Origin of the sequence: Bacillus sp. ISL-55, from assembly GCF_018613155.1 — a bacterium.
Taxonomy (GTDB): Bacteria; Bacillota; Bacilli; order Bacillales; family Cytobacillaceae; genus Mesobacillus.
This window is the reverse complement of sequence record NZ_JAGGQU010000036.1, coordinates 16,217-36,196: the sequence shown is the minus strand read 5'-3', so window position 1 is coordinate 36,196 and position 19,980 is coordinate 16,217. Positions and strand designations below refer to the sequence as shown.

Annotated in this window: 20 protein-coding genes and 1 other annotated feature; all 20 genes read left to right on the top strand. The window is 42.9% G+C overall.

Annotated elements, in window-relative coordinates:
• The first annotated feature begins 98 nt into the window (after nucleotides 1–98).
• The 20 genes from spoVE (at nucleotide 99) to ileS (ending at nucleotide 19,936) form a co-directional block, all read left to right on the top strand.
• On the top strand, nucleotides 99–1,199 hold the full coding sequence (spoVE, locus tag J7E32_RS16885; RefSeq protein WP_214909645.1) for a stage V sporulation protein E: 1,101 nt from the start codon (nucleotides 99–101) through the stop codon (nucleotides 1,197–1,199).
• 333 nt (nucleotides 1,200–1,532) lie between these two features.
• Complete coding sequence (gene murG / locus J7E32_RS16880; RefSeq protein WP_214909643.1) at nucleotides 1,533–2,627, top strand: undecaprenyldiphospho-muramoylpentapeptide beta-N-acetylglucosaminyltransferase; 1,095 nt, start codon at nucleotides 1,533–1,535, stop codon at nucleotides 2,625–2,627.
• Between the two features lie 61 nt (nucleotides 2,628–2,688).
• Nucleotides 2,689–3,597: a UDP-N-acetylmuramate dehydrogenase gene (gene murB / locus J7E32_RS16875; protein ID WP_214909641.1), complete on the top strand. Its 909-nt coding sequence runs from the start codon at nucleotides 2,689–2,691 to the stop codon at nucleotides 3,595–3,597.
• 262 nt (nucleotides 3,598–3,859) lie between these two features.
• Nucleotides 3,860–4,651: a cell division protein FtsQ/DivIB gene (locus J7E32_RS16870; protein WP_214909640.1), complete on the top strand. Its 792-nt coding sequence runs from the start codon at nucleotides 3,860–3,862 to the stop codon at nucleotides 4,649–4,651.
• Nucleotides 4,599–5,333: a DUF881 domain-containing protein gene (locus J7E32_RS16865; protein ID WP_214909638.1), complete on the top strand. Its 735-nt coding sequence runs from the start codon at nucleotides 4,599–4,601 to the stop codon at nucleotides 5,331–5,333. Before J7E32_RS16870 ends, J7E32_RS16865 begins: the two co-directional genes overlap by 53 nt.
• A 122-nt stretch (nucleotides 5,334–5,455) precedes the next feature.
• Nucleotides 5,456–6,190 (top strand): DUF881 domain-containing protein, encoded by a 735-nt coding sequence (locus J7E32_RS16860; protein WP_483297615.1) that lies wholly within the window; start codon nucleotides 5,456–5,458, stop codon nucleotides 6,188–6,190.
• Complete coding sequence (locus tag J7E32_RS16855; protein ID WP_214909623.1) at nucleotides 6,190–6,540, top strand: small basic family protein; 351 nt, start codon at nucleotides 6,190–6,192, stop codon at nucleotides 6,538–6,540. The genes J7E32_RS16860 and J7E32_RS16855 overlap by 1 nt, the downstream gene beginning before the upstream one ends.
• Before the next feature lie 137 nt (nucleotides 6,541–6,677).
• Nucleotides 6,678–7,961, top strand: a complete 1,284-nt coding sequence (ftsA, locus tag J7E32_RS16850) for a cell division protein FtsA (RefSeq protein ID WP_214909621.1) — start codon at nucleotides 6,678–6,680, stop codon at nucleotides 7,959–7,961.
• A 40-nt stretch (nucleotides 7,962–8,001) separates the two neighbouring features.
• Nucleotides 8,002–9,144 (top strand): cell division protein FtsZ, encoded by a 1,143-nt coding sequence (ftsZ, locus tag J7E32_RS16845; protein WP_214909619.1) that lies wholly within the window; start codon nucleotides 8,002–8,004, stop codon nucleotides 9,142–9,144.
• Nucleotides 9,145–9,781: 637 nt separating this feature from the next.
• On the top strand, nucleotides 9,782–10,720 hold the full coding sequence (spoIIGA, locus tag J7E32_RS16840) for a sigma-E processing peptidase SpoIIGA (RefSeq protein ID WP_214909611.1): 939 nt from the start codon (nucleotides 9,782–9,784) through the stop codon (nucleotides 10,718–10,720).
• 44 nt (nucleotides 10,721–10,764) lie between these two features.
• A complete protein-coding gene (gene sigE, locus J7E32_RS16835) occupies nucleotides 10,765–11,484 on the top strand; it encodes an RNA polymerase sporulation sigma factor SigE (protein WP_041966016.1) in 720 nt (239 codons plus the stop codon).
• A gap of 169 nt (nucleotides 11,485–11,653) precedes the next feature.
• The gene (gene sigG / locus J7E32_RS16830) at nucleotides 11,654–12,433 is read left to right on the top strand and encodes an RNA polymerase sporulation sigma factor SigG (RefSeq protein WP_023614979.1); all 780 of its coding nucleotides are present in this window, start codon (nucleotides 11,654–11,656) and stop codon (nucleotides 12,431–12,433) included.
• Between the two features lie 353 nt (nucleotides 12,434–12,786).
• Nucleotides 12,787–13,062 carry a YlmC/YmxH family sporulation protein gene (locus tag J7E32_RS16825; protein ID WP_214909605.1) on the top strand — a complete coding sequence of 92 codons (276 nt, stop codon included), beginning with the start codon at nucleotides 12,787–12,789 and terminating at the stop codon, nucleotides 13,060–13,062.
• A gap of 66 nt (nucleotides 13,063–13,128) precedes the next feature.
• Entirely contained in the window at nucleotides 13,129–13,959 is an 831-nt protein-coding gene (pgeF, locus tag J7E32_RS16820; RefSeq protein WP_214909603.1) for a peptidoglycan editing factor PgeF, read from the top strand.
• Nucleotides 13,959–14,645, top strand: coding sequence for a YggS family pyridoxal phosphate-dependent enzyme (locus tag J7E32_RS16815; protein WP_214909596.1), 687 nt, complete (start codon nucleotides 13,959–13,961; stop codon nucleotides 14,643–14,645). Before pgeF ends, J7E32_RS16815 begins: the two co-directional genes overlap by 1 nt.
• 1 nt (nucleotide 14,646) lies before the next feature.
• Nucleotides 14,647–15,087, top strand: a complete 441-nt coding sequence (locus tag J7E32_RS16810; RefSeq protein WP_041966012.1) for a cell division protein SepF — start codon at nucleotides 14,647–14,649, stop codon at nucleotides 15,085–15,087.
• A gap of 5 nt (nucleotides 15,088–15,092) precedes the next feature.
• Nucleotides 15,093–15,353, top strand: coding sequence for a YggT family protein (locus J7E32_RS16805; protein ID WP_214909589.1), 261 nt, complete (start codon nucleotides 15,093–15,095; stop codon nucleotides 15,351–15,353).
• Between the two features lie 66 nt (nucleotides 15,354–15,419).
• The gene (locus J7E32_RS16800) at nucleotides 15,420–16,193 is read left to right on the top strand and encodes a YlmH family RNA-binding protein (RefSeq protein ID WP_214909587.1); all 774 of its coding nucleotides are present in this window, start codon (nucleotides 15,420–15,422) and stop codon (nucleotides 16,191–16,193) included.
• Between the two features lie 91 nt (nucleotides 16,194–16,284).
• Nucleotides 16,285–16,806, top strand: a complete 522-nt coding sequence (locus J7E32_RS16795; protein WP_214909585.1) for a DivIVA domain-containing protein — start codon at nucleotides 16,285–16,287, stop codon at nucleotides 16,804–16,806.
• Between the two features lie 49 nt (nucleotides 16,807–16,855).
• Nucleotides 16,856–17,097 (top strand) — a binding site (T-box leader).
• 79 nt (nucleotides 17,098–17,176) lie between these two features.
• The gene (gene ileS / locus J7E32_RS16790) at nucleotides 17,177–19,936 is read left to right on the top strand and encodes an isoleucine--tRNA ligase (protein WP_214909583.1); all 2,760 of its coding nucleotides are present in this window, start codon (nucleotides 17,177–17,179) and stop codon (nucleotides 19,934–19,936) included.
• Nucleotides 19,937–19,980 lie beyond the last annotated feature (44 nt).

The window sequence follows — 19,980 nt, the reverse complement described above, 5'->3', positions numbered from 1 at the left end:
TTGTCTTGAACAACATGACTCAGGTTGCTTGGCCTCATTTGCAGGCTGGATGTGAAGCGGCATATGAGCCCTAAATCATACAGCCGAGGTGTATTGCTTTGCCAACGAAAAAATCTACTCCAGACATTTTTCTAATGATTGTTACCTTTACGCTTTTGGCAGTGGGCTTGATCATGGTCTATAGCGCAAGTGCTGTCTGGGCGGACTATAAGTTTAATGATTCCTTTTTCTTTGCGAAACGGCAAATGCTGTTTGCCGGCGTCGGGATCATCGCGATGTTTTTCATCATGAATATTGACTATTGGACATGGAGAACATGGGCAAAGGTCATTTTGATTATTTGTTTTGTTCTGCTAATCCTTGTTTTGATTCCCGGAGTCGGAAATGTGCGGAATGGATCGAGGAGCTGGATCGGAGTAGGTGCCTTTTCTGTTCAGCCATCAGAGTTCATGAAGATTGCGATGATTGCCTTCCTCGCGAAATTTTTGTCAGAGAACCAGAAAGCAATCACTTCATTTAAAAAGGGACTTTTCCCTTCTTTAGGGCTTGTGTTTTTGGCATTTGGCCTCATTATGCTTCAGCCCGATTTAGGTACAGGAACAGTTATGGTCGGTACTTCTGTTGTCATCATCTTTATTGCTGGTGCCAGGATAAGCCATTTTGTCGGACTCGGTCTGCTGGGGGTCGCAGGTTTTGTCGGACTGATTATATCTGCGCCATACAGGATGAAACGGATTACATCGTTTCTAGACCCATGGCAGGATCCTCTCGGAAGCGGGTTTCAAATGATCCAATCGCTATACGCAATCGGTCCTGGAGGATTGTTCGGGCTTGGCCTGGGACAAAGCAGGCAAAAATTCTTTTATCTGCCTGAACCCCAAACAGATTTTATTTTCGCCATTCTCGCTGAGGAGCTTGGGTTCATTGGCGGCTCATTGATTCTTCTTTTATTCTCCTTGCTGCTCTGGAGGGGAGTAAGGATTGCGCTTGGGGCTCCCGATTTATTCGGAACTTTCCTGGCCACAGGAATCATTGCGATGATTGCCATTCAGGTCATGATCAATATCGGTGTTGTCACCGGCCTTATGCCTGTTACTGGTATAACGCTCCCATTCCTGAGCTATGGTGGCTCATCACTGACACTGATGCTGATGGCCGTCGGTGTACTGCTGAATATCAGTCGCCACTCGAGATATTAAACTGTAAAAAAACAAAAGACCCTGCCATCAGGGTCTTTTGTTTTTGATTACTTTTCCTTCTGTGAGTTAAGATTTAAAAAGGAGCCGGAAATTCGGACATGACCTATGAATATGTTAGGAATATGGCTGTGTTCATGCTATATTACATTTAAATAACAATATCTCTAAAAACTGTTCTTTAGTTTAGAATATAGTAGAATAGGGTAAAACCGGGGAGTGCCTTTTTTACAGGCTCCTTTTCACAATTTTTATTCACATCACGAAATCCGGATGTAAATGTATGCGTGATGGACGCGCGATTAAAAAAAGAGATAAGTTGTTGAGGTGTGGAATATGAAGATTGCAGTTAGCGGCGGCGGTACAGGAGGACATATTTACCCTGCGCTCGCACTAATAAGGGAAATTCAAAAAAAGGATGAAAATGTCGAGTTTCTCTACATAGGCACGGAAAAAGGGCTCGAAAGCAAGCTTGTGCCCAGGGAGAACATCCCGTTTAAATCCATACATATCACAGGGTTCAAACGAAAGATTTCATTTGAAAACGTAATAACAATTCTGCGTTTCCTAAAAGGTGTCAGGGACAGTAAAAAAATGCTCAAAGAATTCAAGCCAGATGTTGTCATTGGCACTGGGGGCTATGTTTGCGGTCCTGTAGTCTATGCGGCTGCCAAAATGGGCATACCGACTATTGTCCATGAACAAAACAGCGTTCCAGGTTTGACGAATAAATTCCTGAGCCGTTATGTTGATAAAATCGCAATTTGCTTTGAAGAAGCTAGGGAATTCTTCCCTGAGCAAAAAGTTGTGCTGACTGGAAACCCTAGAGCATCAGAGGTACTGGGCCAAGATGGAATCAAAGGCAGATTGTCTGCCGGATTAAAGCTTAAAATTCCTACTGTGCTTATCTTTGGCGGTAGCAGGGGTGCCAGGCCAATAAATGAAGCAGTCGTAAAAAGTCTCACTGAATTAAGCGGCAAATCATATCAAGTGCTATATGTTACGGGCGATGTCCATTTTGAAGATGTACGGAAGGAAGTTGAACTTGTCGGTAATCCCGAAAATGTCATCATCAAACCATTTATTCACAATATGCCCGAGGTTCTATCCGGCGTTGATTTAACTGTAGCAAGGGCCGGAGCGACAACCCTGGCTGAACTTACTTCATTGGGGATTCCCAGCATACTTATTCCTAGCCCATATGTAACCGACAATCATCAAGAAAAAAACGCACGGGCATTAAGCGAGAACGGAGCAGCACGGCTTCTGCTTGAAAAAGATCTTACAGGGCCCAAGTTGGTCGAAAGCATAGACCACATACTGGGCAATGAAGAAAAGCTGGCCGATATGAAAAAGGCGGCGAAAAAACTAGGCATACCTGACGCAGCCCAGAGACTGCACCGTCTCATGGAAGAAATGGCGGAAAAGTAGCCTATAGGCATGCAGCTGCATAAAATGGTCAAAATAGCTGTATCGTGAAAGGAAGGTAATTATGAAGGATCTAGCTAACAAACTTAGGGAATTGAACATCGGTTCGGTAAAGGAAAATGAACCGCTGGCAAACCATACATCAATGAAAATTGGCGGACCTGCTGACATACTTATTGAGCCTTCATCAATAGAAAATTTAAGAAAAGCGGTTGAAGTCATTAAGGATTCTGGTGTGGAATGGACCGTGATCGGCAGGGGTTCGAATCTCCTCGTTTCAGATAAAGGCATTGAAGGTGCTGTAATTAAACTCGGTTCCGGGCTTGATGATTTGGAGATCGATGGCACTAGAGTGACAGCTGGTGGAGGTCTATCACTGGTCAACTTTGCAATCACCATTAGCCGAAAAGGACTTTCGGGACTTGAATTCGCAGGTGGAATTCCCGGGTCAATTGGCGGCGCGGTTTATATGAACGCAGGGGCTCATGGATCAGATATCTCACAAATCCTGGAGAAAGCCTATGTACTTTTTGAAGATGGCACTCTAGAGTGGCTCTCAAATGAAGAGATGAAATTCTCATATCGGACATCTGTCCTTCAGAAAGAGCGGCCAGGTGTTGTCGTGGGAGCCATTTTCCAACTTCAAGAAGGCGATAAGGATGAAATTGTGGCGGAGCTGCAAAAAAACAAGGATTATCGCAAAGAAACCCAGCCATATAACTTTCCAAGCTGCGGCAGTGTCTTTAGGAATCCTCTGCCCAATTATGCTGGTAATTTAATCGAAAAATCAGGTTTGAAAGGCCATCAAATCGGCGGGGCACAAATTTCGGAGCTTCACGCGAATTTCATTGTGAACAAGGGAAATGCAAAGGCTGAGGATGTACTTGGTCTGATTCAGCATGTTAAGGACACAGTCCTTGATTTACATGGTGTGAAAATGGAGACAGAGGTAGAAATTATAGGTCGGAAATAGCAGGAAAGTGGTTCAAGCTGTCAAATTCTGTGATATAATAATTCATTAGATTAGGATGCTGTCTGGATAAGAAACGGCATGAAAGGTTCATGCCGTTGGTTATTTTCTTATTATGTGCTGTTGTACATACTTATTGTTATTAATTCCAGGGAAAGCTTCTGATTCTAAATTTATTATAACAATGGCTTTAACCTGCAGGATCGAGAAAAAAAGATGTTATTCTTATTGGAAAAGGGTTCAGCCGATAAAGAGGGGATTGAAAATGGACAAGAGGAAAATCGTCTCAATTGAAGATCGGATTCCAAAATTAAAACATCAAAGACGCAAGAAAGCTAATCGCAGGCTTATCATGCTTCTGGCTATGTTTTTTATATTAATAGCCGGTGTGATCTATTTTCAGTCACCGCTAAGCAAGGTGAAAGAGATTACTGTTTCAGGAAATGAGTCTTATTCCGACGAGCACATCGTGGAAAAAAGCGGACTAAGTTTCGAGTCAAATGTATGGAAAATCAGCAAAGGCGAAGTTGAAGAAAAGCTGGAGAAAATTCAGGAAATCAAACAAGCTACTGTGAACGTAAAGTTTCCAAATAAGGTTGCCATTGAGCTGGCAGAATATAGCAGGCTTGCATACATTTCAAAGGGGAAGAATTTTTACCCGGTCCTTGAAAATGGAAATATTCTTGGAGAAAAGCAGATTGATGAGATTCCTGTCAACGCGCCAATCTTAATAGGCTTTAAGGAAGGGAAGGTCCTGGATGAAATGATTGCTTCACTGGAGGAACTGCCAGAAGTGGTCATCAATTCTATCTCAGAAATACACTCACAGCCTGTTAAAACGGATAAATATCTTGTTAAGCTGTATATGAATGATGGTTTCGAGGTAAATGCTACTCTCAGGACTTTTTCTGAAAAAATGGCACACTATCCTTCAATTGTCAGCCAGCTTGATCCTTCTAAAAAGGGTGTCATCGATCTCGAGGTTGGCTCTTATTTTAAAGCATATGAAGCAGAGGAAGCTGAGGAAGTTGAAATTGAAAAAGAAAGTGAACAGTAATCGTGTAATTCTTTCAATCGTTTTCCTGGTACTTGGCTTCATGGTCGCTTTTTCATTCCGTGTCACACAGGACGAGGGGGAAAAAGGCCAGGGATTGACGGACAGGCAATGGGAGAAGCATTTAAGTCTGAGAAACGACTTGATAGAACAGGAAGAAAAAAACCGTGAGCTTCAGAAAGAGCTGAATGAAAAGCAGGAAAAGGTAAGGGAAATTGAGACCAGCCTTTCCAAAGAAGCGCAGGTTTTCTTTAACATGGCTGAGGACGCTGAGAAATACCGTATGTTTCTTGGCAAGGTAGAGGTCAGTGGCAAGGGAGTAAAAGTTACTCTGGCTGATGGAGAATACGATCCTGATGAAGAGAATATCAATAATTATCTCGTCCACGAGCATCATGTTTTCAAGGTGATCAATGAATTGTACATTTCAGGAGCAGCAGCTATCGCTGTGAACGGGCAGCGAATTTCCCACAATTCATATATATTGTGTACAGGCCCTGTCATCACTGTTGATGGCTACCAGCATCCTGCCCCATTTGAAATCACTGCTATTGGTGACCCCGATGTTCTTTCCTCCGCTCTCAATATTACCGGTGGGGTAAAAGATCAGCTTGTGAATGACCAGATTGTTTTTTCGCTAGAAGAAAAGGAAGATCTTAAAATGGATCCGATTTTGGGAAAATGATGACAACCATCACTTTCTTTCCAAAAAAGAATGCCGTATAAGAAAATAGGTTAACAGGCTGTTTAGAATGGGATTGAATGAAAACCACCAGGAATGGCCTAATAGAAAGCAAGGTGAATGCATTGGGCCGACCAAAGAATCTCAGCTTCAGTATTATAGCTGCAATTATTGGATTAATGGTCGCCATTCAGTTTCAAACCGTCAGGGAACCAGAAGTCAGGGATACACGTGACACTTGGCAGCTTCGTGAGGATTTAATGAAGGAGAAGGAATTACAGTCCAAGCTGCTTCTTGAAATCAGGTCTAATGAAGAAAAAATAGCTAAGTATGAAACTGAGCGGCAGCAAAGCAAGGAAGAGGTACTGAGGGAAACCCTTGCAGAATTGAAGGATGAGGCTGGACTGACCGAGATCACCGGACCGGGGATCACTTTAACGATTAAACCTGCATTCAACCTGATTGTCGAGGGTGACAATCCGCCTTCGGTTTCTCCAGATATGCTTAAAAGGCTTTTGAATGAATTGAACATGTATGGCGCGAAGCATGTTTCTGTTGATGGAGAGAGGGTCATTAATACTACCGTCATCCGGGATATAAACAGGGTGACAAAAATCAACGGCCACTCTTTAAACCGTTTTCCTATTGAAGTTCGGGTAATTACGGAAAATGGAGATTCAGCCGAAAAGTTATACAATCGTATGAAGGTTTCCACGGTAGCAGAGGATTTTTTTATCGATAATCTGGAAGTGATCGTAAACAGGCCTGAGAGCGCATTGGTTGTACCTCCATATCAAGATACAATCAGGATCAGGTACATGGAACCCGTTAAAACAGACAAAGGGGGAGGCAACGGATAATGTGGCTTCCAATCATGGGGTTGGTCATCGGTGTAATCATTGGGCTATTGACCGATATCACAATTCCTGAAGAATACTCCAACTATTTATCAATCGCGATCCTTGCAGCCCTCGATACTTTGTTCGGAGGGATCCGCGCCCAGCTGCAAAATATTTATGATGAAAAAGTTTTTGTATCAGGATTCTTTTTTAATATAGTATTAGCAGCAAGTTTAGCTTTTCTAGGTGTCCATCTTGGTGTAGACTTGTATTTAGCAGCAGTTTTTGCCTTCGGGGTAAGGCTGTTCCAGAATATAGCCGTCATCAGGAGAATAATATTGACAAAATGGTCAACGACAACTGAAAAGTAGAAAAAAAAATGATATTTTAAAAGGGAAATATTTAATTGTGACGAATAAAGTAATGTAATTAAAAAATGAAACGCAATTAGATAGGTGCAAGAAATTGTTGTTCAAACACTAGGAATTGTTGAAGGAGGTGCCACAGAATGAACAGCAATGATATATATGTCAGTCTTGACATCGGTACATCCAGTGTGAAGGTAATCATTGGGGAAATGGTCAACGACACTTTAAATATAATTGGTGTTGGCAATGTAAAGTCCGAAGGGTTAAGGAAGGGCTCCATTGTTGATATAGATGAAACCGTTCATTCTATTAAAAGGGCAATCGAACAAGCTGAAAGAATGATAGGTTTAAAGATTAATCAGGTGATTGTAGGTGTCACCGGCAATCATGTTTCCCTGTTGCCATGCCATGGCGTGGTTGCAGTTTCCAGCGACAATCGCGAGATCACGAATGAGGACGTAGCGAGAGTCATTGATGCTGCACAGGTGGTATCGATTCCGCCTGAGCGAGAGATAATAGACGTGATTCCAAAGCAATTTATCGTGGACGGTCTTGATGAGATCAATGATCCAAGAGGCATGATCGGTGTAAGGCTGGAAATGGAAGGAACGATCATTACTGGCTCAAAGACCATCTTACATAATACTCTTCGTTGTGTTGAGCGTGCTGGACTTGAAATTGTGGATATCGGCCTACAGCCGCTTGCTGCGGGGGCATTCGCACTTTCTAAAGATGAAAAGAATATGGGTGTGGCGATGATTGATATCGGCGGCGGTTCTTCGACGGTCGCTGTGTTCGAGAACGGACACTTAAGAGGGACATCTGTCATCCCGGTTGGAGGAGACCATATCACCAAGGACTTATCAATCGGTTTGCGCACGACAACTGAAGAAGCGGATCAATTAAAATTGAAGCATGGACATGCCTTTTACGACCATGCATCCGAAGAGGAATTATTCGAGGTTTCAATTATTGGCAGCGACCAGCAGCAGCAGTTCAATCAGCTGGAAGTAGCCGATATCATTGAGGCAAGAATGGAAGAAATCTTCTCCCTTGTCCAGGATGAGTTGAAACACATGAACATAAGGGACTTGCCAGGTGGTTTTGTCCTGACAGGTGGAACAGCCAATATGCAGGGTGTTCTGGAGCTAGCCCAGGATATTTTCCAAAGCAGGGTAAGAATCGCCATTCCAGATTATATTGGCGTAAGAGAACCCCAGTACACGACAGCAGTCGGCTTAATCCAATTTGCTTATAAAAACGCAAAATTAAAAGGAAAGAAAATGGAAGCTGCTTTTAGTGAAATGGAACCGAAAGAAAAGAGAGTTCAAAAACAGCCGCATCCAAAATCGAAGCCTGAGAAACAGCCTGAAGAAAAAGTCACCTCAAGAATGAAGAAATTTCTTGGCTACTTTTTTGAGTAATCAGAGCTAACAGGAAATCGGCGAATTAGGAGGATTTGTCATGTTGGAATTTGATACAAATTTAGATTCACTTGCTACTATAAAAGTTATCGGTGTTGGCGGCGGCGGAAATAATGCAGTTAACCGAATGATCGAACACGGCGTACAAGGTGTAGAATTCATCGCGGTCAACACTGACGCACAGGCGCTTAACCTTTCTAAAGCTGAAATCAGAATGCAAATCGGCGCAAAGTTGACGCGCGGACTTGGAGCAGGAGCTAATCCTGAAGTAGGGAAGAAGGCTGCCGAAGAAAGCAAAGAGCAGATTGAAGAAGTGCTAAAAGGCGCTGACATGGTATTCGTTACAGCCGGTATGGGCGGCGGAACAGGTACTGGTGCAGCCCCAGTTATCGCTCAAATCGCCAAGGATCTTGGAGCGTTGACAGTAGGTGTAGTTACACGCCCATTCACTTTTGAAGGCCGCAAGCGTGCTGGACAAGCTGGCGGTGGAATTGGTGCAATGAAGGAAGCGGTAGACACACTGATCGTCATTCCAAACGACCGCTTGCTTGAGATTGTCGACAAAAGTACACCTATGCTTGAAGCATTCCGTGAAGCGGATAATGTTCTTCGTCAGGGTGTCCAGGGTATTTCAGACCTGATCGCTACACCTGGTTTGATCAACCTTGACTTTGCCGATGTCAAAACAATCATGTCCAATAAGGGTTCGGCGTTGATGGGAATTGGCGTTGCTGCGGGTGAAAACCGTGCTACTGAAGCAGCTAAAAAGGCTATTTCCTCACCGTTGCTTGAAACATCACTTGATGGTGCTCAAGGTGTTCTTATGAATATCACTGGCGGAACGAACCTTAGCTTATACGAGGTACAAGAAGCTGCTGACATCGTCGCCACAGCTTCAGATCAGGATGTAAATATGATCTTCGGTTCTGTCATCAATGAAAGCTTAAAAGATGAAATTATCGTAACGGTGATTGCAACAGGCTTCAATGAGGAAGTCGTCCAGCCTAAACCGACAAGACCAGGTTTTGGAGGACAGCAAAAGCCAGGTATGGGTGCGATCAAGCGCGAACAGCCTAAACGTGAAGAAATCCAGCAGGAAGCACCAAGAAGCAATCAGTCTCCACAAGGCGATGATGCTCTTGATATCCCAACATTCCTGCGCAATCGTAACAGAAGACGCTAATTTATACTTCAGCAGGGCATAGCCAAAATGGCTATGCCCTTTTTATGTTTTTTAGAAATCTACTAAACAATACCCTTTAGGAATAGATGGCCTACTAAAAATTCAAGCAACAGTATTCCTAAAGTTAATAATCTGAAAATTGACAAAATCCGAAGGGAAAAGTGAAAATCTCTGTTGTTTTGGTGCCAGATTATGACACACTTCATAGCCCAATGACGATATACTTTTCCGTAACAGAATGATAGAGCAAGATGTAATCGGTCATCACGTGCTTCAACAGTGGTTGCTAATCTTGCTTTGCTTGGCGCCAGATGGTTTTTATCCCCAAAGTAGTTTGGGCGGTTTGCCAGATTGGACCGTTAAATAGGTTGGCATGCTTGATCATTTCAGGCAATAGGGATGAAGAATCGGAGTTTGACTCTGGCATAGCACCTACAGCGGTAGAACAGGCGCATGCGAATTCTGTACCTGTAAAAGCCTATAGAGTTTACACTTAAATTAGTGTCTAGCTCCAGCGCCTAGCCCCTCGAGACGTTTCGGTCCGCCCAATGAAGTCAAAGAACGACTTCACTGGTCGGTCCTCCAACGCTTGTCGGGGCTGACCAAGGCGCTTGCGCTTTTCATAGGAGGATGAGAGGTGAAGGTCTATCTGGATGTCATCTGGGCATTGAATTTATTATTTGATACGTTCCTACTCTACTTGACTGCCATTATCCTGAAAAGACAGGTTAAGCTCTGGCGGCTATGTGCGGGAGGGGCTATAGGTTCACTGCTCATTATATTATCAATTACTCCGTTTCATGCTGCAGCGGGGCACCCAGCGGGAAAACTGTTCTTTTCGATATTGATGGTCCTGGCAGCTTTTGGCTATAAAAGATTACGTTTTTTCATAAAAGCACTCATGACTTTTTATGTAACGACCTTTCTGCTTGGAGGCACCTTGACTGGGGTGCATTACTTTATCCAGTTCGATATGAACCTGGCATCGAATGTGGCGATGAACCATATTAAAGGGTTTGGCGATCCAATCAGTTGGCTGTTTGTATTGCTGGGGTTTCCGCTCGCCTGGCATTTTTCGAGGAGAAATATTGAACAATTCGAAATGACAAAGATTCAATATGAATCACTGGCAAAAGTTGAAGTGCAGTTCATGGAGATGGATTTTAGCCTTAAAGGATTGATAGATAGCGGCAACCAGCTTTATGATCCAATCTCAAAAATGCCAGTTATGATATTATCCATAGCAGACTGTTTGGAGAGTATGCCAAGTGAAATCAAAAAAATTGCTGAAAATCCCGATTGTGTTTTGTCAGGTGAAGAGGTTTTTTCCCAGCAGCTGGAAAATCGAATGAGAATCATTCCATGCAAGGTAGTCGGACAAGAGCATCAGTTAATCATTGCCTTTAATCCTGACAAGATCAAGATCACTACAGACGAAGGAACTTATATTGCAGAAAAGGGGTTAATATCTTTTACTGTGCAGGAACTTTCGGCTGATGGCAGTTTTCAATGTATTATCCATCCAAAAATGATGGCAGGGATGGCAAAACAAGAGCCAACGGTGAAGGTAAGCTAATATTACTATACTCAGAAATACATAATTTAGAAGGAGGACAATCAATGAAAAATTTGCGGCTTCGGATATCCTATTACTGGTATAAATTATTAATGAAACTGGGCTTGAAAACAGATGAAATATATTATATCGGCGGTAGCGAAGCATTGCCACCTCCTTTAACGAAAGAAGAGGAAGAAGTGCTTTTGAACAAACTTCCTAATGGGGATAAAGCGGCAAGGTCAATTCTCATCGAAAGGAATTTGAGACTCGTTGTCTATATCGCGCGTAAATTCGAAAACACGGGCATCAACATTGAAGACTTAATCAGTATCGGAACAATCGGTTTGATTAAGGCAGTCAATACGTTCAATCCTGAGAAGAAAATCAAGCTGGCAACCTATGCCTCCAGATGTATTGAAAATGAAATTTTGATGTATTTGCGAAGGAATAATAAACTGCGCTCGGAAGTTTCCTTTGACGAGCCTTTGAATATTGATTGGGATGGAAATGAACTGCTTTTATCTGATGTTCTTGGAACCGATGACGATATAATTACAAAAGATCTCGAGTCCAATGTGGATAAAAAATTGCTGGTTAAAGCGCTGCAGCAGCTTTCTGATCGTGAAAAGCAAATCATGGAATTGCGTTTTGGTCTTGGCAGCGGCGAGGAAAAGACACAAAAGGATGTAGCGGATATGCTAGGGATTTCACAATCTTATATTTCACGTCTGGAAAAAAGAATCATCAAACGTTTGCGTAAAGAATTCAATAAAATGGTATAGCAGAAAAATTTTCTATAAAAAATTTTTCTCTCGGTTAAAAGTGATAACTTGGCGGTTTTCCTGGCTGATTCTTCCTGAATCCAGTCCAGGCTTTAGGTAAATAGTGCATATTTTTCCTTCTTGCGGAGATACTGATTTTTGACAGCAGCTCCTGTGAGGAGGGAAAAGATTGACACGAAACAAAGTTGAAATTTGCGGTGTTGATACATCAAAGCTTCCCGTTCTTAAAAACGAGGAAATGAGAAAACTTTTTAGAGAAATGCAAAGCGGTGACATCACAGCAAGAGAGAAACTTGTGAATGGGAACCTGAGGCTTGTTTTAAGTGTAATCCAGCGTTTTAACAACCGGGGCGAGTTTGTCGATGACCTATTTCAGGTCGGATGTATAGGCCTTATGAAGTCCATTGATAATTTTGATCTCGGACAAAATGTTAAGTTTTCCACCTATGCCGTCCCGATGATCATCGGAGAAATCAGACGGTATTTAAGAGATAATAATCCAATCAGAGTCTCACGCTCATTAAGGGATATAGCCTATAAAGCGCTTCAGGTACGTGAAAGGCTGATGAGTGAGGCATCAAGGGAACCGACTGCGGAAGAAATCGCCAAGGTTCTAGAGGTACCTCACGAGGAAATTGTCTTCGCTCTAGATGCGATTCAGGATCCAGTATCGTTATTTGAACCGATCTATAATGATGGCGGAGATCCAATCTATGTGATGGACCAGCTAAGTGATGAACGGAATAAGGATACAAACTGGATAGAAGAAATAGCCTTGAAGGAAGGTATGAGACGCCTGAATGAGCGTGAAAAGTTGATCCTAAGGAAGAGATTCTTCCAGGGTAAGACACAAATGGAGGTTGCCGATGAAATCGGCATCTCGCAAGCCCAGGTGTCCCGACTTGAAAAAGCAGCCATCAAACAAATGAATAAAAATATCCAAAGCTAAGCTGCCATTTGGCAGCTTTTTTTATAGTTAAGGAAATTATAAAATTATTTAGGTGTGGATAACTGCATGTAGTTTTCTTAATCCAGCTTCAGCGCCTAGCCCCTCGAGTCGCTTCGATCCGCCCATTGAAGTCAAAGAACGACTTCATTGGGCGGACCTCCAGCGCTTGTCGGGGCTGAACGAGGCGCTTGCGCTTTTTGTTCTTTATCCTATGTCGGTTCGTTCAGGTCATTTTCAAAGAGGACCTATCCTTAATATTCAAGATCCACGGAAGTAATTCATACATCTGTTTCCCCTTCATATATTTTATATAAGGGCTAATTAATGCCAAAGCGAAATCCGGAGGGATCTATATGGTTAAGGTGACAGAATTTCAAGTTAAGGATGTTGTGAATGTCTCGGATGGAAAAAGGCTTGGTAATATAGAGGATTTTGAAATTAATTTAAATACGGGTAAAATCGAAGCTGTTGTGATTGGGAGTTCAGGTAAGGTGCTGGGATTCTTCGGAAAGGAAGATGAGGTTGTAATTCCCTGGACAAATATACTGAAAATAGGTGAAGATGTCATTTTAGTCCGGTATAAAGACAGCGGGGGCTATCTGCCACAGAAAAATGACGGTGATGAGTAACATCGTAATACTGTTGTATTGCGGTTTGTATGTGATAAACTAGACAAAAACGTGTGGGGTAAAAATATGGAGCCATTCATCTTAGAAAGCCAGGAATATTTTAAAATTAAAGAGTGGATGGAACGCTATCCTGGACTTGAGGCTGGTTTCACGACGAAGAACGGTGGTGTGAGCCAGCAGGATGCTTTTTCGGGTTTGAACTTCGGCTTCCATGTAGGAGACGATCAGAATGCCGTTTGCGAAAATCGTCTCCTGCTGTCCGATAAGATCGAATTTCCACTTTCCAGCTGGGTTGGAGCGGAACAAACTCATGATATCATCATCGCCAAAATCGGAAAATCAGATCAAGGAAGAGGCTCAACAGCCTATGATACTTCTTTTTCAAGAACGGATGGCTTTTTGACAGATGAGCAAGGAATACTGCTTACGCTTTGTTATGCAGACTGTGTACCGCTTTATTTTATCGAACCGGAGACAAGGCTGATCGGGGTCGCTCACGCTGGATGGAAAGGCACTGTTCACGGTATTGCGGCGGAGATGATCAGCAAATTTCAGCAAAATGGCGCAAAAATAGAAAAAATTTCTGCCATTATTGGCCCATCAATATGCAAAAAATGTTATATTGTTGATGAGAGAGTCATCAATTTAGTGAAAAATATACTAGATGGTGTCGACAAAGTACCATATAATCAAGTTAGTGAAGGTCAATATTCTCTCGATCTAAAGGAATTGAACCGTCAGATCCTGTTAAAGACAGGAGTAGAAGACGGGAATGTACATGTGACCGATTATTGCACTAGCTGTCATAGTGAGCATTTCTATTCCCATAGACGGGATAAGGGTAATGCAGGCCGAATGATGGCTTATATCGGCTGGAAGGAGGATAGCCATCCATAATGAAAGTCAGAGAAAATCTGGAGGTTATCCAGAATCAAATAGCAGATGCCTGTGAAAAAGCCGGGCGCAATCCAGAAGAGGTCAAAATCATCGCGGTGACTAAATATGTTTCACCAGAACGGGCACAGGAAGCCATGGATGCTGGGGTCACCCATTTTGGCGAAAATCGGGATGAAGGACTGCTTCATAAAATTGGCGAATTAGGGGACGAGCCAGTCTGGCATTTTATCGGGTCGCTGCAAACGAGAAAAGTGAAAAACATCATTGAGCATGTTACATATATCCATTCATTGGACAGGCTGTCACTTGCAAAGGAAATCAATAAGCGATCAAATTCAAAAGTGAGATGTCTGATCCAGGTCAATGCATCCGGCGAAGAGAGCAAGCATGGTTTAAGACCGGATGATGTCATTGGTTTTGTACAGGAACTGAAGCAGTTTTCCAATATTGAAATCAGCGGATTGATGACGATGGCCCCTTTTACAGAGGATGAGCAATTGATCAGGAATTGCTTCAGGACAATGAAAAGGCTGCAAGCAGATATACAATCGCTGAAACTTGAATTTGCACCATGTAATGAACTGTCAATGGGAATGTCAAATGACTTTCAAATAGCTGTTGAAGAAGGATCAACAATGGTGCGAATTGGCACTGCCTTGGTAGGCAATGAATCGGAGGTGCATTAATATGAGCTTAAAATCAAAAATTAAGACATTTTTTTTCCTGGAAGATGAATATGACTATAATGATGAGGAAATGCTCGAGGAAGAAGCTGAGCCATTTAAGCCCAATAAACAGCCTGTTCAGCAAAAACAGAATGTAGTAAGCCTGCAGAGTGTGCAAAAGTCTTCGAAAGTAATCCTGATGGAACCTAGAATGTATGCGGAAGCACAGGATATTGCTGATCATTTAAAAAATCGCCGCGCAGTCGTCGTGAACCTGCAGCGCATCGAACAGGATCAGGCAAGGCGTATCGTAGATTTCCTCAGCGGAACTGTATATGCGATCAGCGGGGATATCCAGCGGATCGGCATGAATATCTTCTTATGTACCCCGGATAATGTTGAAGTAACAGGAAATATTTCTGAGCTGATGCAGGAGCGGGATTACCAAGAGTCGAGGTGGTAGAGTAAATGGATTTAGTAATAGGCATAATAGCTCAGCTAGTCAGTATTTATCAGTGGGCCCTGATTATTTATATTTTCATGTCATGGTTCCCTAATGCCAGAGAAACAGCAATAGGACAATTTTTAGCACGTATTTGCGAACCATTCCTGGAGCCTTTCAGAAGGATCGTCCCTTCAATCGGCATGATTGATATTTCGCCAATCGTTGCTTTCCTGGTGTTGCGTTTTGCTGTAGATGGATTAAGGCAACTAGCATTATGGTTCTAACTAAGCAGGGTCTAAATCAGGCCCTGCTTATTTTTCTAAATGTTTAAGTGTAAAAGGAGAACGTAAATGAGTATTTACCAGCATTTCCGTCCTGAGGAACGGGAATTTATCGATCAGGTCATTAACTGGAAAGAGTATGTTGAACGAAATTATGCTCCGAAACTGACGGATTTTTTGGATCCGAGGGAGCAGCAAATCTTGTCTACTGTCATCGGCAAGCATCCCGATGTTAAGTGGGAGCTGTTTGGCGGTGCACCAGGTACCGAGAGAAAACGGGCATTTCTTTTTCCAGAGTATTTGGAAGTTAAAGAAGATGATTTTCAGGTCAAGCTTTTTGGAATTGATTATGCAAAGAAATTTGTGAATATTGAACACCGCCAAGTCCTGGGCAGCCTAATGTCACTTGGCTTGAAGCGCGGGAAATTTGGGGATATCCTGATTGAAGGGGATACAGTGCAATTTTTCGCAGCAGAGGAAATCGCCGACTACATCGGGCTTCAATTAGAATCTATTGGCAGAGCTTCGATTGGCTTGTCAGAGCTTCCGCTTGAAAAAGCTGTTGGTATTGCTGAGGAATGGAATGAAATGACCACTACTGTTTCCTCAATGCGGCTAGATACTGTCATGTCCGCTCTATTCAATGTATCCAGGCAAAAATCCCAGCTTCTCATACAGCATGGCCAGGTAAAGGTTAACTGGACTGCGGTTGAAAATACTGCTTTTGAATGCGGTGAAGGTGATGTCATTTCCGCACGTGGTTACGGGCGTGCGAAAATTATCACAATTGAAGGGAAAACAAAAAAAGATAAATATCGAGTTATTGCCGGGAGAAAAAAATAATTATATAGTAATAGAAGAAGGATTTTTAGTTTATTTGTCGAATCATTGCTTTAAGTACATAAAGGATTATAACTTAATGGGAGGTGGCGTCATGCCTTTAACGCCGTTAGATATACACAACAAAGAATTTAATAAGGGATTTCGCGGGTATGATGAAGATGAAGTAAATGAGTTTCTTGACCAGGTGATCAAGGACTATGAACTAATTATCCGTGAGAAAAAAGAAATGGAAGAAAAGCTGAATGAAATGAATTCCAGGCTTGGCCATTTTACAAATATAGAAGAAACCTTGAATAAATCAATCGTCATTGCCCAGGAAGCCGGGGAAGAAGTCCGCCGCAATGCACAAAAGGAAGCAAAGCTGATCGTCAAGGAAGCCGAAAAGAACGCTGACAGGATCATCAACGAATCCTTATCAAAGGCACGGAAAATCGCCCTTGAAATTGAAGAATTGAAGAAGCAGTCAAAAGTTTTCAGAACAAGGTTCAAGATGCTGATCGAGGCGCAGCTTGATATGCTGAATACCGATGATTGGGATCATCTGCTTGAATATGAATTGGATTCAACAGAATTGAAGGCTGCTGCAAGAGAAGAAGAAGATTCACTGGCTTGACGCGGGGACATTATTTCGCATATAATTTCATAACAAAGTGCAATACATGACAGAAACGATGACAGGGACAGTATGGCGTTCCAGTTGCTTGCTTTTCAGCGAAATGGGGAAGGTGGAAGCCCATTGCAAGCGGTTAGCCAGAAGATCACCCGATAGTTCCGAGCTGAACATCCTTTAAGGATCAGTAAGCACAGGCGTGACATTCGCGTTAAGAATGCTAAGAGGACAGAATCATGAATTCTTGTCTATTTAGGGTGGTACCGCGGGAATATAAACCTTCTCGTCCCTTTTCAGGGATGAGAAGGTTTTTTTGTTTTCTGAAATCGTATTATTTCATGATTGCAACGGTAAAATTAGGAGGATCAATAGAATGGAGTACAAAGATACTTTGCTCATGCCGAAGACCGAGTTTCCAATGCGCGGAAATCTGCCGAACAGGGAACCTGAAATTCAGGCAAAATGGGAAGAAATGAATATTTATGAAAAGGTTCAAAAGCACACTGAAGGACGGCCGCTTTTCATCCTGCATGACGGACCTCCATACGCTAATGGAGATATCCATATGGGGCACGCACTTAATAAAATCCTAAAGGACTTTATCGTCCGTTATAAATCAATGAGCGGATTTAGTTCGCCATATGTACCTGGCTGGGATACTCATGGATTGCCAATCGAGCAGGCATTGACGAACAAGGGCGTAAAACGAAAGGAAATGACGGTAGCTGAGTTCAGGAAGCTATGTGAAGAGTATGCTTATGAGCAGATCAACAACCAGCGTGAACAGTTCAAGCGTCTGGGAGTGAGAGGTGATTGGGAAAATCCTTATATCACTTTGAAGCCTGAATATGAAGCACAGCAAATCAAAGTATTCGGCGAGATGGCCAAAAAAGGATACATCTACAAAGGGAAAAAGCCAGTTTACTGGTCACCGTCAAGTGAATCTGCTCTTGCAGAAGCTGAAATTGAGTATCAGGATAAGCGTTCTGCATCCATTTATGTTGGATTCCCTGTGAAAGACGGCAAAGGAGTTCTTGACCAGGATGTAGAAATCGTCATCTGGACGACTACTCCATGGACGATCCCAGCTAACCTTGGAATTTCTGTACATCCTGAATTGATTTATGTTGTTGTTGAAGCAGACGGAAGAAAGTTCCTTGTGGCTGAAGAACTTCTCGAATCAGTTACAAATGAAATCGGCTGGGAGAATGTATCTACCGTTAAGAAAGTTGCTGGTAAAGAGCTTGAAGGTGTTCTTGCAAAGCATCCATTGTACGGTCGCGATTCCTTAGTCATGCTAGGTGACCATGTAACGACCGATGCTGGTACAGGATGTGTCCACACTGCACCTGGACACGGGGAAGATGACTTCCATGTTGGCCAGAAGTATGGCCTTGAAGTTTTATGCCCTGTTGATGACAAAGGTGTTATGACAGCTGAGGCTGAAGGCTTTGAAGGTTTATTCTATGATCAGGCAAACAAGCCAATCACAGAAAAGCTAGAAGAAGCAGGTGCCTTACTGAAGCTAAGCTTCATCAGTCACTCCTATCCTCATGACTGGAGAACAAAGAAACCTGTCATCTTCCGTGCAACGGCACAGTGGTTTGCGTCAATCAAGGATTTCCGCGGAGAATTGTTAAAAGCGGTTGAAGAAACAAAATGGGTTCCGGCTTGGGGTGAAACTAGACTATTCAATATGGTACGTGACCGTGGCGACTGGTGTATTTCCCGTCAGCGCGCATGGGGCGTTCCGATTCCGGTATTCTACGCTGAGAACGGAGAGGAAATCATTACGGATGAAACAATCGAACATGTTTCAAACCTTTTCCGTGAGCATGGATCAAATATCTGGTTTGAAAAAGAAGCGAAAGAATTGCTTCCTGAAGGCTTTAGCCACCCTGGCAGCCCTAATGGCCAGTTTACGAAAGAAACGGACATTATGGATGTTTGGTTCGACTCAGGTTCATCCCACCAGGCAGTTCTGGTAGAGCGTGATGACCTTCAGCGTCCAGCCGACCTTTATCTTGAAGGATCTGACCAATACCGCGGCTGGTTCAACTCATCATTATCAACAGCAGTTGCAGTAACAGGGAAAGCACCTTACAAAGGTGTCCTGAGCCACGGTTTCGCACTTGATGGCGAAGGCCGAAAGATGAGCAAGTCTATTGGTAACGTTGTCGTTCCTGCGAAGGTTATGAACCAATTGGGTGCCGATATCCTGCGTCTCTGGGTTGCATCCGTCGATTATCAATCAGATGTACGTGTTTCGGACGCGATCCTGAAGCAGGTTGCTGAAGTGTATCGTAAAATTCGTAACACATTCAGATTCTTGCTTGGCAACCTTTCTGATTTCAATCCTGAAACAGATGCAGTGCCATTCGACGAGCTGCGCGAAGTGGATCAGTTCATGCTCGTGAAGCTGAACAAATTGACCAAATATGTCCGCAATGCGTATGACAATTACGAGTTTGCAGGTGTATACCATGCGGTAAACAACTTCTGTACTTTGGATCTGAGCTCTTTCTATCTTGATTTTGCAAAGGATGTCCTTTATATCGAAGCTGCAGATAACTCTGAGCGACGAGCTATCCAGACTGTGTTGCATGAAAGCTTGCTTGCGTTGGTGAAGTTGACTGCACCGATCCTTTCGCATACAGCTGATGAGGTTTGGGGATTCATCCCTTCAGCAAAGGAAGACAGCGTCCAGCTGACAGATATGCCTGAAGCTAAGGAAATCGCCAATGCAGAAGCACTTGAAAACAAGTGGAATGCATTCATGAAGCTTCGTGACGATGTCCTAAAGGCTCTTGAAGAAGCAAGGAATCAGAAGGTCATCGGTAAGTCCCTGACTGCAAAAGTGTCGCTATACGTAAACGACAGCACAAAAGAGCTTCTGGATTCAATCTCTGAAAACTTAAGCCAGCTGTTCATTGTTTCAGGGTTTGAAGTGGCAGGAAACTACGACCAGGCTCCTGACAATGCGATCAAGCTTGACAGTGCAGCGATTGTTGTTACAAAAGCTGAAGGTGAAACTTGTGAAAGATGCTGGGTTGTTACACCAGAAGTCGGCAAAGTCGAAGAACATCCAACATTATGTGAACGCTGTGCAACTGTTGTAAAAGAAAATTACTAATCCATTTTCGAACTTCGGGTTTTTGTCCCGGAGTTTTTTTATGC

Excerpts from the sequence above, each read along its gene's own strand:
- murG (WP_214909643.1), top strand. The coding sequence starts at position 1,533 with ATGAAGATTGCAGTTAGCGGCGGCGGTACAGGAGGACATATTTACCCT.
- murB (WP_214909641.1), top strand. The coding sequence starts at position 2,689 with ATGAAGGATCTAGCTAACAAACTTAGGGAATTGAACATCGGTTCGGTA.
- J7E32_RS16870 (WP_214909640.1), top strand. The coding sequence starts at position 3,860 with ATGGACAAGAGGAAAATCGTCTCAATTGAAGATCGGATTCCAAAATTA.
- J7E32_RS16865 (WP_214909638.1), top strand. The coding sequence starts at position 4,599 with ATGAAGCAGAGGAAGCTGAGGAAGTTGAAATTGAAAAAGAAAGTGAAC.
- J7E32_RS16855 (WP_214909623.1), top strand. The coding sequence starts at position 6,190 with ATGTGGCTTCCAATCATGGGGTTGGTCATCGGTGTAATCATTGGGCTA.
- ftsA (WP_214909621.1), top strand. The coding sequence starts at position 6,678 with ATGAACAGCAATGATATATATGTCAGTCTTGACATCGGTACATCCAGT.
- ftsZ (WP_214909619.1), top strand. The coding sequence starts at position 8,002 with ATGTTGGAATTTGATACAAATTTAGATTCACTTGCTACTATAAAAGTT.
- sigE (WP_041966016.1), top strand. The coding sequence starts at position 10,765 with ATGAAAAATTTGCGGCTTCGGATATCCTATTACTGGTATAAATTATTA.
- J7E32_RS16825 (WP_214909605.1), top strand. The coding sequence starts at position 12,787 with ATGGTTAAGGTGACAGAATTTCAAGTTAAGGATGTTGTGAATGTCTCG.
- pgeF (WP_214909603.1), top strand. The coding sequence starts at position 13,129 with ATGGAGCCATTCATCTTAGAAAGCCAGGAATATTTTAAAATTAAAGAG.
- J7E32_RS16815 (WP_214909596.1), top strand. The coding sequence starts at position 13,959 with ATGAAAGTCAGAGAAAATCTGGAGGTTATCCAGAATCAAATAGCAGAT.
- J7E32_RS16810 (WP_041966012.1), top strand. The coding sequence starts at position 14,647 with ATGAGCTTAAAATCAAAAATTAAGACATTTTTTTTCCTGGAAGATGAA.
- J7E32_RS16805 (WP_214909589.1), top strand. The coding sequence starts at position 15,093 with ATGGATTTAGTAATAGGCATAATAGCTCAGCTAGTCAGTATTTATCAG.
- J7E32_RS16800 (WP_214909587.1), top strand. The coding sequence starts at position 15,420 with ATGAGTATTTACCAGCATTTCCGTCCTGAGGAACGGGAATTTATCGAT.
- J7E32_RS16795 (WP_214909585.1), top strand. The coding sequence starts at position 16,285 with ATGCCTTTAACGCCGTTAGATATACACAACAAAGAATTTAATAAGGGA.
- ileS (WP_214909583.1), top strand. The coding sequence starts at position 17,177 with ATGGAGTACAAAGATACTTTGCTCATGCCGAAGACCGAGTTTCCAATG.